A 12580-nucleotide genomic window follows, 5' to 3' on the forward strand; every position below is an offset into this window, starting at 1 on the left:
GCAGGGATGCGCCACCATCGCACACAGAAAACAGGGCAGCCATGAATCACACGGCTGCCCTGTCTTTTATATTTCATTTTATACAATTACATTCTTACCGATAATAATGGGCCAGGTTTCCTCTCCCTTTAAGCACCTGTTTTTGGACAGTGTAACGCTTTTATCAAGAATTGCATAATTTAAGGTTGAGTTTTCTTCTACGACACTGCCCTGCATTATAATACTGTCCTTTACAACCGCTCCCTTTTTGACGGTAACTCCTCTGAAGAGCACACTGTTTTCAACCGTACCTTCTATTATACAGCCATCAGCAATTATTGAATTCCTGACTTCCGCCTCTTCGTTATATTTGGCCGGAGCTTCATCCTTTACCTTTGTAAATATTTTGGCCTTCCCCAGCAGTTCCCTGTTGATTTCAGGATTCAGCAATTCCATATTGCATTTGTAGTACATCTGAACCGAGGAAATACTCCTCCAGTATCCACTGTATTTGTAGCCGCATATTTTCAACTTATGGAGCATCTTTATAATAATGTCCATGACGAAATCATAATAGCCGTGGGCGACACTCTCTTCCAGAAGAGATATCAGAAGCTCTCTCCTTATCATATACGTGCCCAGAGAGCTCAGAAGAGTATTGGGATTCATGGGCTTCTCCTGGAAATCTATAACTCTTTGGGTGTTGTCTACCTGAAGAATTCCCATGTTTGACAGTTCTTCCAGAGGAACGTCCTTCATCTCCCTGTACATGATGGTTATGTCGGCATCGGTATCCTTATGCACCTGCAGAAGGTCATCAAAGGTGGTAGTATATATGCAATTGCCCTGGGATATAATCACATACTCCTCGTTGCTTCTTTTCAAGAATGTCAGGTTATTGTACATTGCATCGGCAGTACCCCTGTACCAACCTGTGCTCTCATCTGACAAAAACGGCGGGAAGATGAACAATCCGTCATTTTTTCTGTCCAGATCCCATTCCTTACCCGAACCCAGATGATCCATCAGAGATCTGAAACTGTACTGAGTAATTACTCCCACATTTGTTATTCCCGAATTTACCATATTTGAAAGTACAAAATCAACAGCCCGGTATTTCCCCCCCACCGGCACGGCGGGAGCAGTTCTCATAGTAGAAAGCTCCTTTAATTTGGTGCTTTTGCCCCCAGACAAAATTATACCCATAACATTTTTCATTCTCTGACACCTCCTCTGAAAATACTTTTTCCCGACTCAACAACCAGAGAAGGAAAGTCTTCGGCGTCTGCCTCCGAATCTATCATTACATTTTTGCCTATAACAGCACCGTCAGGTATGCTGGCTTCCTCACCTACCACGGTAATTCCGGAATTATATATCCCGGGCTTGTACTCATTTTGTATATCGTCTCCCTCACCCAGACTGGAGTTCTCCCCAACAGTTACAAATTCACTTATGATGCATCTGTTAACCGACGTATTCTTTCGAATCACTGAGTTTGACATGACTATGGAGTCCTGTACCACAGCACCCTCTTCAATCACGGCACCGGGGAACAGAACAGAATTTATTACAGTTCCCAGCACCTGGCAGCCCTCAGCGACTATGGATTTCTTCACACGGGCTGCAGGCCCTATATAATGTGCTGACTTTACAGGGTTGGGAGTATATATCTTCCACTCAGGATCGAAAAGATTGAATTCCGGAACCCTGCTGACCAGATCCATGTTTGACTCCCAGAAGGCCTGAACAGTGCCCACATCCCTCCAATAACCCGAGAACTGATACGCCCACATGTTCTTGCCGTCGCCCAACATGGCAGGTATTATATTCTTGCCAAAATCGTTATCAGAGCCAGGTGTTTCATTATCCTTAATAAGATACTTTCTAAGAGTCTCCCAATTAAAAATATAAACGCCCATTGAAGCCAGCGTGCTCTTGGGGTTTTTAGGCTTCTCCTCGAACTCATAGATTTTGCCGTTCTCATGGCAGTTCATTATTCCATAGCGGTCCGCCTCTTCAAGGGGAACATTTATTACCGAAATAGTTGCATCAGCATTGTTCTCCTTATGAAAATCCAGCATCTTTGAATAATTCATTTTATAAATATGGTCTCCTGACAAAATTATAACGTGTCTTGGAGAGTATTTATCAATATAGTGAATGTTCTGATAAACCGCATTTGCAGTTCCTTTGAACCATTCACCAAGTTCAGCCTTCAAATAGGGAGAAAGTATGGTTACACCGCCATCTATCCTATCCATATCCCAGGGCTTTCCAATACCGATGTGGGAATTAAGTTTGAGGGGCTGATATTGAGTCAGAACACCAACTGTATCTATCCCCGAATTAATACAATTACTCAGTGAAAAATCAATAATCCTGTACTTACCACCATATAAAACTGCGGGTTTAGCGACATTTTTAGTGAGGACGCCCAGCCTGCTGCCCTGTCCTCCGGCAAGTAGTAACGCTATCATCTCTCTTTTAATCATTTGCATCAACTCCCGGTAATCCATTTTATCTAACTAAGCTGCATATTTAAAGATATTTGCATCATTATTAATTCTACATTAATCGCTAATATTCCTTTTAAGATTCCAAATATAATTTTTTGGAATTCTCCACCACATCGGTAAAAAACCCCCGCGGCATCTGCTTCCAAGAGGCAGGTGCCGCGGGGGTTTTTTGCTGTGTACCGGCTCGGCTATTTCACACTCACCGGCAAATATTCTTTCTATACTTTCCTATATAACCGTACAATAAAGTACAATAATGCCAGAATACCTGAAAAAGGTCACACTGCGTTATGAACAAATGCAGCAATACTGTCAACAGGTATGTCTGTCACCGAGCCCACCGATCTGATGGGGTATCCGTGTGAAAAACCATTGTCCATATTGTCTCCCATGTTTCCCATGCAGCCGGCTCCATTTGCATAAGGGGTTCCGCTGCAAGCGTTTCCCAGTGCACAGCCGGGCGCAGGTCCGATCTGGCTTAAAAGCTTTACATAGCATTCATTAACTGCCAGCAGTACACCTGTAAAACCGCAGCCTGACATGCCTCCGCTCTTTGTGAATATTGTAACCGTTTCTCCAATTCTTTTACAAAGGGCATTTACGATATCACCATTTATAGACAAACCGCCGAAGTTATTGTTAAAACCTTCCGACATATACTCCTCTCCTTCCACAACATAAAATGCATCATACCCGCCAGTCATGCCTGAGAGCCTTCCTTTCGGATACTGCATCTGCTTATTAGCGTTTATTACATTTTATGTCAACGGAGGGGAGTTTGTTACACTATTTGGGTTAACATTGGGATAAAAGCCATTTAAAGGTTTCCAGCCGCTCCTTGCTCAGGATTTCCCTTCCCGAGTCAAAGAACCTTACCTTTCCTCCACCGGGGCGGGTATTGACTATTCCGCTTTCCTCCATAAGATGCTTCAGATATCTTACGGTTCCAATGCTTCCGTCTATTATATCAATATGTTCCGGCAATACCTGCCTGAACACATTTTTGTAAATGGGAAAATGGGTACAGCCCAAAACAAAAGTTTTGTAATTATAGAAATCATAATCCTGCAGTTTTTCCTTAATAACCGGTACGACCCGGTCAGTGTCAAAAATCATGGCCTCCGCCAATTCCACCAGTTCAGGAAAGGCCAGATAGTCCACAACATGCTCCTGATCCACTCTCTGTACCAGGTTGTGAAATTTTTCTTCCTTTAGTGTCAACTGAGTGGCCAAAACAAGAACCCTTTTTCCGTTGCCGTTTTCAACAGCAGGCTTTACTGCCGGTTCCATCCCTACTATGGGAAAGGAATAGCTGTTTCTCAGGTCTCTGACTGCAATGCTGGTTGCAGTATTGCAAGCCACCACCAGGGCTTTTACACCCTGCCTGACCAAAAAGTCCACGGCACTGAAAACATAATTATGCACCTCTTCCTTTGACTTGGTGCCATAGGGCACATGCTCATTGTCGGCATAATATATATAGTTTTCACCGGGAAGCTGCCTGAGAGCTTCACTCAGTACTGTTATTCCACCAAAACCCGAATCCAAAAAGCCGATACTATCTGTTCCCATAGAACAAATTCAACCCCTCCTGTGTCTGCATTTATTTTGCATTTTTTTGAAGCAGAGCCGGCATACCTAAATTATACCCTTATATTTCCCTTCTCCGGGGTTCTTTGGAAAATTTAATGATAATGGCAAAAATGATCCAAGCTACGCCGCAATAAATTACAGAAGGCAAAAAGTATATGAAGTACATCAATTCCTTAAACATCCTGGAAAAACTGCCCGTCCCATAAAAGCTGTATAAGGAGACCCCCAGGGAATATGCGGCTGCAAGTATCATACTCACAGGCACCACCACAAGAGTTTCCCTGCCGAAAAACCTTTTGTACAAAATCAGCAGCAGCAGTGGAAGCAGAACGGCAGATACCCCGTATACAATATATATGCCCGCCATAGTATCAATCCTTACTATGCATATGAGCAAAATGATTATTATGGCAGAATCCAGCAAACTGAGCCCAAGTACCTTTAAAAAGTTCTTCATACTATCTCCAGTCTATGTTGTTAAACCCGTCCCGCAAGTATTTGTTAACATGAAAAACACGTTGTTCAAACATTGCAGCAATTCGTCAATTGAATTTTACTACATAATATAAAACAATACAATAATGTTTGAAATACCAGCGCCGCGGCAGTATCCGGAGCTACCGCATGAGCCTTAAGACCGGCGGCACTGTGTATTGCCATAAAGGCCCGGATTGGCAGTCTGCCAAACCGGGCCTTTTATGCTAGATCTTGATTTTAACTACGATTTTATTTACCTGTGAAGAGCAGTCCCAGGTGCAGCCAGGCTTATGCACATCGTCGGGATAGAAAATTGCGAAATTCCCGGCTGAAACGTTTATGAAGGCGGCCTTGCCTCCGTGATAAAAAACAATATCCTTCTGAGGATCATATTCCGAACTGGGCTTAAACCCGGCCTTGAGCCCCCAGCCCATTGCTTCCACACCACCTGCCACATACTGAATGTCCATATACTTCTCATGACTCTCCCATTGCTTTTGCGCCTCTTCCACAGTCTCATAGGCCTGCACCAGGGCAAACACCTCTCCGGCTTCAATTTCATAGCGTCCAACCGGCTTATTGTCCTTTAAATAGTCAGCTATGAATTCAAAGCCTTTTCTCAAGTTCTTATGAAGGCCATAGTATTTCCCCGAATTGTTCAAGCTGTCAGCAATCAAGCAAATCCCTCTTTTCTGCCATTATATAGTTGTATCTTTATTATTTTATACAAAAATAAGGGATACGGCAATTTTTCCCTTTACGGGAAGAGCGAATCGAGGCTGGATGAATCTCCGGCCCGTAGCCTGATTTTAACCTGTTCATCAAAGCAAATCCTCATACTTTATAGAGTCAGAAATTCATCCCAGCGATGTCCTGAACAACGCCAAATTCTCGGAGAAAATTACTGTCCACAAGTTGAGATATTATGACATTCTTTGAGAATACAATGGCTTCCAGCTAGTTTATTTTAAGGACACCTGGATACGTTGGAAATTATGGCAGCATCAGATACAATTACTTTTCTAACCTCCCACTAATCTAATAATCCAAATTACTAATAGTTTACCCTATTTTAAACTAATACTCTTCTTGCCGGCTTACTTTCTGTAACATTCCCACCAATTGGTTTCCCCGATGCCGGTACTGCTCTTTCACGCCCCCAATCTCTAATAGCCTCTATTTTTTCTGGACTTGTTTTTGAAAGTGGAACTACATTCTTTAATGATGTTATTAGTAGATCATCTGTCAACTGCAACTCATCATTGGCAATAAGCCTGTATGAAATATCTCGGAGCGAGGATTCCAAGTCCGCTCCGGTAAAACCATCTGTGATTCTTACCAATTCATAGAGAGTTATATCTGACAAAACTGTTTTTAAATACTTTTCTGAGTATAAGGTGATTATTTCTTTTCTTTCTTCTTCAGTAGGTAAATCTACAAAAAATAGTTCATCAAATCTTCCTCGTCTTAACAACTCTGATGGCAGCATTGATACATCATTTGCCGTTGCAACAACAAACACCAGCTTTTTGCATTCCTGCATCCAAAACAAAAACTGTCCAACCATTCTGGTTGTTACACCCGATGAGTCTGAGCCGGAGCTGCCCAAACCTTTTTCAATTTCATCAATCCATAAAATGCATGGAGAAACATGTTCAGCAGTCTGGAACGCTTCCTTTAACTGCTGCTCACTTTGACCAACATATTGTCCCTGAACTGTTGCAAAGTCGAGTCTGTATAAAGGCAGTTCCCAGAAAGCAGCAATTGCCTTTGCAGATAAAGATTTACCACACCCCGGAACCCCAACTAGCAAAACACCACGTGGTGGCTGCAATCCCCTTTTTCTTAATTCGTCTCTTTTTTCCGGATTTTGAAGTTTTTTCTTGTCGTTCAACCAACTTTTTAATCCGTTGAGTCCTCCAACATCAAGTATATTATGAGACACTTCAATTTTTTCTAACCCTTGAATATTCGAAAAAAGACGATCTTTTGCAAACTTTATTTCTGTTAAATCGCTTTTCTTTATAGCACGGTTTGCAACTAGTGAAGCAATAACATTTTGTGCCTCTACACGTGTGACACCTGCTAAAGTAGTCGCAGCTTCACGAAAGTCACTATTGTCCCACTCAATTGAAATATTGCTGCGATACGGTTCAACATTTTCATATATTATCTGCAACATTTCCTGTTCATTGGGCAAATTTAATGAAGCAGTCATGCCCAATCTCTGTAGCTGACTCCAAACAGGGTTTGCAGTTATAACAATGATGACTGCTCCATTCTCCTCTGCCAGTGATACCACATCTAAAAAGTATCTTGATGTCATTGAATCATTCTCAATATCTGATACTTCAGTAAATACAAAGGTTAAGTTTTGCTTAATCTTTATTTGTTCACAAATAAAATCTAACGCTCCCATAACGGACTTGTCGTCATTTACTGTTTTGCCAGTTGCTATGTCAAACATACCTTTTGAAAGTGTATGTGCATAAAACGGCAGACTAAGATCTGTTGCTACAAGTCTTATGACCTCTAAAGCTCTGATTTTCTCAATTGAGTTTAGTGCAATAAAAGGAATGCGTGCCATTGAGTATCTTTTCAAAGTACTCACACAATTATTAAAATCCATCTATAGATCCTCCAAACTATTAACCTTATTCCGTTTGATAATACTTACCAATGTTCCGGTTCTATCATTCTTTGCGCAAGTATCTTCCAATGACTTTTGCATTTGATCAGCTTGTTCTTTAATTGCCTTTACAAGGATATCTATATCGCCCTTAGGCAATACCGGTAATTGTACAAATTTAATTAAAAACTTAAATTCCTTCCTCAATGCCAGCAATGTAGTTGATAATAAATTTAAGTCACCCCCACAGGTTTGCATTGCTCTGGAAAATTTATCAGACGCCTTCTTTATTCTAAATTGAATAACATCACTTAGGTGTGTTGCAAAACGTCCTGCAACTCCCGCTGATAAAACCAATGATCCTTTTTGTACACTTTCGATTACTTCTGAATCCCTTGTTCCCTCTTTAACTGCATCAAAACAATCCAACCATTCTGAGTATGTAGTCGGGTTTTTCATATAACTCTCTTCACCCTCTTTATTACCGTAGTAGGCGGTACAAGATTCCATTGGGGAAGAGTTGAAGCAAATTCATCAATGTATTGACCATTCTTTTTATCATTGTTCAAGCCATTCTGCATGTTACCATTCGTATATTTCTCATTTTCTTTATTAATTAAATTTCCGTTATCCATAATTTCCTCCTTTAAAGTATTTGACGAGTCTTTTGGGAATCAATGATTAATACATATTGCTCCGGAGATAGTTTATTTAAAAAATCTATTACTTTTGTATAATCAGCATCTTTTACAGCATATAATCGTCTAAAATCGACAACTTCTGCCAAAGTAGCCTTAAGCGTAACCTGAGCACTGTTTCTGAATTCTTCCATTTGGTTGCTTGTTAATTCTTTGGTCTTTTTAGCCTTTTTACGCTCCATGAAAATGAACACAGCTACGCCAGCAGCAGCTAATATTGGAACTATTACGGTAGCAATGCCGATAACCCCAACAATAAGCCCGATAATAATTGCTATAACCACTTTCGAAGAAAACCACTTTATCTTAGCTAGAGCTTCCTCCTTCAAATTATCTACGTAGGTATTTAATGCTGCCTGTAATTCAGCTTCATTACTCCCATCCCGTGTTTTTCCAATCCAGTTTGAAACTTTTACATCAATTTCAACCGGAATACTCGCTCTGCTTTTAACAGTCAAGTCTTCATATGCATCTGTAATCCAATCTTTTGATAAGGATATTGCCAGCTTTTGAGTTGCAATCAGAGCTCCCGTTTTTTCCGGACTTAATGCCGCGTCAGTCAAGTGTTGGGAAAAATTCCCATACTGTTGATATGCATTTTCCTCAGCGTTAAATCTACTCATTGCTCTGTCAAGTACACCGTTTTCTTCAATTATCAAGTGATTTCTTCTGAGTTCTTTACGTAAAGGTAATTCCTCATTATCGTAATTTGTTACCAAATTATCTAAAATCTCATCAATCTTTGATTCCACCGAAACAGAATTATTAATCGGTGTATTAAAAATAGCATTAAAATATTGATATATATTCTCATGAGTTTCTGCCCAGGAAAGAACTTCTTTCAGTTCTGGCCAGGTAGAGCTATTGTCCTTTAAATATGGGAAGGACGTGTCATTAATAAAGACCTTTTTTCCACATATTGCTGTGCTCCATTGTTGTTTCTGTGTTTCAATGAAGCCGGCACGGGCAGATAGTTCATCAAGCCACCCCTTAATCTTGCTGGCGCATATACCTTTGGCATCTGCACCAAAAAGTCCGCTTGCAAAAGCATCCAAAACTACGATCACTCTACTTTCCATTTTAGCCGGATCCTGCATACCAAAATATCTTTCCAACCATAATAATGAGCCGTCAAGCCTTCCTGCTCTTCTACTGATGAGACAAAATAAAAGCGACGTTTTTTCATCATCTCTTCGCATCGCTTCCTTTAGCGCTTTTTCAGCTAATTCTTTATTATCGCTTATCCACGCAGATAAAGCGATAAGTGCAGGTGCCAGCCAATATCTGGGAGCTGACAGCATTAACTCTTCTGTAGCTGTAGAAATTGTTTCTTTTCTTACTACACTCACATCCGTCGCCTGTAAAATTCCAACCGTATGTTTTCGAATCGTATCGTAGTGCCCGAATTCTTTGGCAAGCTCTTGTTCTAACATTACAACCGTCTGTTTCGCATCTGCTAATGCAGCTATCCTTCTTGATTCATTTACGAATGCTCTAAATTCCTCAGCTAAAGCATTTACTTCATTTGTTACAAAATCAACCTTAGAATCCACAGCCTGCACTTGCCCAGAAACAACATCAACATTTTGTGCGATAACATTGATATTTCTGGCCAGTACACCCAAGTTACTTTCAATTGCACTCAAATTCGCACTACTAATTGAATAATCTGCCATAATTTAACCTCCAAGTCTTATTTCGTTACTGATACCGTTCCATCTGCCTTTACAGCTCTTAGTGAGTCTACATAAACCTCAATGAATTCATATCCACCATAAAGAGCCAGCCCCCGTGCTCTTTCCAGCAGAGGAGGCATACTCTCTGATAACTTAAAATGAGTAACAATTTCTCCGGCAATATCTAAAGTATGTACATCATATGGCGTTCCAAGATGGCATTGAGCAACTATACCAATAAGGTGCCCTTCAAATGGAACATCCGGGAATTCTTGTTTAATGGCATTTATAAAATTATCAAATTGAGATCTATCTAAATTATGACCTGCAATATCTAATTTTTTAATTGTATTTATGTAATTACTAGAACGTTTTTGCCTTAATCTCCTTTCTTGCAACATTGGATCTAATTTCGCTTTTGTTGTAGAATGAACGCTTAAGTTTAGTTGTAAGTTATTGCCCTGATCTGTTTTGAAAATAGGTTTTGGCATATACTCCTCCAGAAAAAGTAATTACATGGAAATATGTAATTGGGTTAAATATTTTAACATGCCCGTTTACCAAATACTGCATAATATTCTACCTTTATAGCAAATATCCTTTAAATATCTCAAAATATGATAGAATTTTAAAACATAAGAGAATAAATCCTCCACTTATCCAGCTACTTATATGAATTTAAGTAGAATCCAGTATAAGCATAAGGTATCATTTATGAATTTTGCTGTTTATTAGTTTCACTTTCAAACTCATACAAACGCAACAGATAGGAATACTCCAACTCAGATGTTCTGGAGAAAAGCGTCAGAGGAGTATACAAAAAGAGCTCTTACTGAATTTATTGACAAGACACCAGATGAAAGTGAAAAAATAATATATAGGTTTTACAGTATAAAATACTTGGATAGAATATTTGTATTAACAGTTGGAACTTTCAGCTTTCACAACCTAGCCTTTTATTATATATAGGATTACATTGCCCCCGGATGATTAAATTCTCCCGAGGACTTGACGTCCGCTTCACTTCGTTCGCAGCCTGCCACCTTGACTTTAGTCTCGGCACACTCGGCTAAAAATGCTTCGCATTTTCTTTACGCCTCGTGCCTTCTCAGGTTCAAATTCCTCTCCAAAATGTACTATTATCGCTTTTACGCCTTTAACCCCGCCGGGAGGCCAGTGGGGCATACGGGGAGACTGGTCTCGCCCGTAAGGCACTTCGTGCCTTGAACATAGTGAAAGGCACCTGTGTTTTCCGCAGAAAACACAAGTGCCTAACTGGTCGGAGTGAGAGGACTTGACGTCCGCTTCACTTTGTTCGCAGCCTACCGCCTCGACTTTAGTCTCGGCACACTCGGCTAAAAATGCTTCGCATTTTCTTTACGCCTCGTGCCTTCCCAGGTTCAAATTCCTCTCCAAAATGTACTATTATCGCTTTTACGCCTTTAACCCCGCCGGGAGGCCAGTGGGGCATACGGGGAGACTGGTCTCGCCCGTAAGGCACTTCGTGCCTTGAACATAGTGAAAGGCACCTGTGTTTTCCGCAGAAAACACAAGTGCCTAACTGGTCGGAGTGAGAGGACTTGACGTCCGCTTCACTTTGTTCGCAGCCTACCGCCTCGACTTTAGTCTCGGCACACTCGGCTAAAAATGCTTCGCATTTTCTTTACGCCTCGTGCCTTCCCAGGTTCAAGTCCTAATATTTTTGCACAAAAAACCTCCACAGAAATCTGTGGAGGTTTTACCTTGGTCGGAGTGAGAGGACTTGAACCTCCAGCATCTTGGTCCCAAACCAAGCGCGCTGCCAATTGCGCTACACCCCGTAAAACATATGCCTGACTTTCTCAAGCGCAAAAGTATTGTACTATAGCCATGCCATATAATCAATGTCGATTGTAACCATATATGCCGGTTTATCGCTATGTTTCTTTCTCATTCTTTATTTTTCGTCAGTTTTATATGTCGGACACAAATCGGAACCAAGCGAGCTGTCCCCTTCTGCCGTACAGCTCGCTCAATTTTCATATGTAATACAATTGAAATGTAATATGACTTGAACCGTCATACGACTTTTTCTATAATAAGGAATAATTAAACAATTAATCATGATTATACAAAGTTTAATTTATTCTAATAAAAGTTAAAAACACCTTGGGTTTTTTCAACTTTTATCAAAAAACACTATGTAGCTTCAAAGCATAAAGGGGTGGTGCTTATACAACGTATTCTAGGGCAGGTCAGAAGGGCTATTCAGGACTACGCCATGATAGACGACGGTGACAAGATTGCTATAGGCGTAAGCGGCGGAAAAGATAGTATGACACTACTTACTGCTATGAAACTGTTACAGGGCTTTTACCCCAAGAAATTTGAAATAGAGGCAATTACCCTTACCATGGGTATTGGAAATGCCGATTATACTCCGGTTTCCCAGTATTGCCGCAATATAGGAGTCAATTACACCATTGAGGAAACTCAGATAGGTAAAATCATATTTGAGATACGTCAGGAAAAGAACCCCTGTTCAATGTGTGCAAATCTTCGCAGAGGCGCTCTGCACAATGTATCAAAAAAGCTTGGCTGCAACAAGGTGGCACTTGGGCACCACAGGGATGATGCCATAGAGACCCTTTTGCTCAGCACTTTTTTCGAAGGTAATTTACATACATTTTCTCCGGTTACATATCTGGACAGAAAAGATTTGTATCTTATCCGGCCGCTGATCTATACGGAAGAAAAGCAAATAAAGGCCTCTGTAAAGTCAGAACAGTTTCCAGTTGTAAAAAGCCCCTGTCATGTAGATGGATATACCAAGCGTCAATATGTAAAGGAGTTGATTTATCAGCTTCAAAAGGAAAACCGGGATATTAAGAGCAATCTGTTTGGAGCAATAAAACGTGCACAAATAGACGGCTGGCATGAATAGGCTCTAGTCCTTTATACATGGCCTGTCTTTATTGCTTTTATATCTGTAATGGGAGAAACCAGCTAAAGTTTAATAGTCATAAGGAA

General features: G+C 40.6%; 12 protein-coding genes and 1 tRNA gene. 1 reads left to right on the top strand and 12 read right to left on the bottom strand.

What is annotated here, in order from left to right; translation table 11 throughout:
• Positions 1 to 78: 78 nt before the first annotated feature.
• From glgD to CLHUN_RS12665, 12 genes are all read right to left on the bottom strand, one after another.
• Complete coding sequence (gene glgD, locus CLHUN_RS12605) at positions 79 to 1197, bottom strand: glucose-1-phosphate adenylyltransferase subunit GlgD (RefSeq protein WP_080064951.1); 1119 nt, start codon at positions 1195 to 1197, stop codon at positions 79 to 81.
• On the bottom strand, positions 1194 to 2474 hold the full coding sequence (locus CLHUN_RS12610) for a glucose-1-phosphate adenylyltransferase (RefSeq protein WP_080064952.1): 1281 nt from the start codon (positions 2472 to 2474) through the stop codon (positions 1194 to 1196). The genes glgD and CLHUN_RS12610 overlap by 4 nt, the downstream gene beginning before the upstream one ends.
• A gap of 302 nt (positions 2475 to 2776) precedes the next feature.
• Positions 2777 to 3154 carry a hypothetical protein gene (locus CLHUN_RS12615; RefSeq protein WP_080065025.1) on the bottom strand — a complete coding sequence of 126 codons (378 nt, stop codon included), beginning with the start codon at positions 3152 to 3154 and terminating at the stop codon, positions 2777 to 2779.
• 139 nt (positions 3155 to 3293) lie between these two features.
• Positions 3294 to 4070 carry a glutamate racemase gene (gene murI, locus CLHUN_RS12620; RefSeq protein WP_080064953.1) on the bottom strand — a complete coding sequence of 259 codons (777 nt, stop codon included), beginning with the start codon at positions 4068 to 4070 and terminating at the stop codon, positions 3294 to 3296.
• A gap of 79 nt (positions 4071 to 4149) precedes the next feature.
• The gene (locus CLHUN_RS12625) at positions 4150 to 4548 is read right to left on the bottom strand and encodes a hypothetical protein (protein WP_080064954.1); all 399 of its coding nucleotides are present in this window, start codon (positions 4546 to 4548) and stop codon (positions 4150 to 4152) included.
• Between the two features lie 244 nt (positions 4549 to 4792).
• Positions 4793 to 5245 carry a NanQ anomerase/TabA/YiaL family protein gene (locus CLHUN_RS12630; protein WP_165755744.1) on the bottom strand — a complete coding sequence of 151 codons (453 nt, stop codon included), beginning with the start codon at positions 5243 to 5245 and terminating at the stop codon, positions 4793 to 4795.
• A 395-nt stretch (positions 5246 to 5640) separates the two neighbouring features.
• A complete protein-coding gene (locus tag CLHUN_RS12635) occupies positions 5641 to 7197 on the bottom strand; it encodes an AAA family ATPase (RefSeq protein ID WP_080064956.1) in 1557 nt (518 codons plus the stop codon).
• Positions 7198 to 7656 carry a hypothetical protein gene (locus CLHUN_RS12640; RefSeq protein WP_080064957.1) on the bottom strand — a complete coding sequence of 153 codons (459 nt, stop codon included), beginning with the start codon at positions 7654 to 7656 and terminating at the stop codon, positions 7198 to 7200.
• On the bottom strand, positions 7653 to 7832 hold the full coding sequence (locus CLHUN_RS12645) for a hypothetical protein (RefSeq protein WP_080064958.1): 180 nt from the start codon (positions 7830 to 7832) through the stop codon (positions 7653 to 7655). Before CLHUN_RS12645 ends, CLHUN_RS12640 begins: the two co-directional genes overlap by 4 nt.
• An 11-nt stretch (positions 7833 to 7843) precedes the next feature.
• A complete protein-coding gene (locus CLHUN_RS12650; protein ID WP_080064959.1) occupies positions 7844 to 9571 on the bottom strand; it encodes a hypothetical protein in 1728 nt (575 codons plus the stop codon).
• A 17-nt stretch (positions 9572 to 9588) separates the two neighbouring features.
• The gene (locus CLHUN_RS12655) at positions 9589 to 10062 is read right to left on the bottom strand and encodes a hypothetical protein (protein WP_080064960.1); all 474 of its coding nucleotides are present in this window, start codon (positions 10060 to 10062) and stop codon (positions 9589 to 9591) included.
• 1253 nt (positions 10063 to 11315) lie between these two features.
• A tRNA-Pro gene (locus CLHUN_RS12665) sits at positions 11316 to 11391 on the bottom strand.
• A gap of 383 nt (positions 11392 to 11774) precedes the next feature.
• On the opposite strand from CLHUN_RS12665, the gene CLHUN_RS12670 reads away from it, so the two are divergent.
• Positions 11775 to 12494, top strand: coding sequence for a tRNA 2-thiocytidine biosynthesis TtcA family protein (locus CLHUN_RS12670; protein ID WP_080064962.1), 720 nt, complete (start codon positions 11775 to 11777; stop codon positions 12492 to 12494).
• The last annotated feature ends 86 nt before the right edge of the window (positions 12495 to 12580 follow it).

It is taken from the genome of Ruminiclostridium hungatei, from assembly GCF_002051585.1.
GTDB classification, from domain to species: domain Bacteria; phylum Bacillota; class Clostridia; order Acetivibrionales; family DSM-1351; genus Ruminiclostridium; species Ruminiclostridium hungatei.

Excerpts from the sequence above, each read along its gene's own strand:
- glgD (WP_080064951.1), bottom strand. The coding sequence starts at position 1,197 with ATGAAAAATGTTATGGGTATAATTTTGTCTGGGGGCAAAAGCACCAAA.
- CLHUN_RS12610 (WP_080064952.1), bottom strand. The coding sequence starts at position 2,474 with ATGATTAAAAGAGAGATGATAGCGTTACTACTTGCCGGAGGACAGGGC.
- CLHUN_RS12615 (WP_080065025.1), bottom strand. The coding sequence starts at position 3,154 with ATGTCGGAAGGTTTTAACAATAACTTCGGCGGTTTGTCTATAAATGGT.
- murI (WP_080064953.1), bottom strand. The coding sequence starts at position 4,070 with ATGGGAACAGATAGTATCGGCTTTTTGGATTCGGGTTTTGGTGGAATA.
- CLHUN_RS12625 (WP_080064954.1), bottom strand. The coding sequence starts at position 4,548 with ATGAAGAACTTTTTAAAGGTACTTGGGCTCAGTTTGCTGGATTCTGCC.
- CLHUN_RS12635 (WP_080064956.1), bottom strand. The coding sequence starts at position 7,197 with ATGGATTTTAATAATTGTGTGAGTACTTTGAAAAGATACTCAATGGCA.
- CLHUN_RS12640 (WP_080064957.1), bottom strand. The coding sequence starts at position 7,656 with ATGAAAAACCCGACTACATACTCAGAATGGTTGGATTGTTTTGATGCA.
- CLHUN_RS12645 (WP_080064958.1), bottom strand. The coding sequence starts at position 7,832 with ATGGATAACGGAAATTTAATTAATAAAGAAAATGAGAAATATACGAAT.
- CLHUN_RS12650 (WP_080064959.1), bottom strand. The coding sequence starts at position 9,571 with ATGGCAGATTATTCAATTAGTAGTGCGAATTTGAGTGCAATTGAAAGT.
- CLHUN_RS12655 (WP_080064960.1), bottom strand. The coding sequence starts at position 10,062 with ATGCCAAAACCTATTTTCAAAACAGATCAGGGCAATAACTTACAACTA.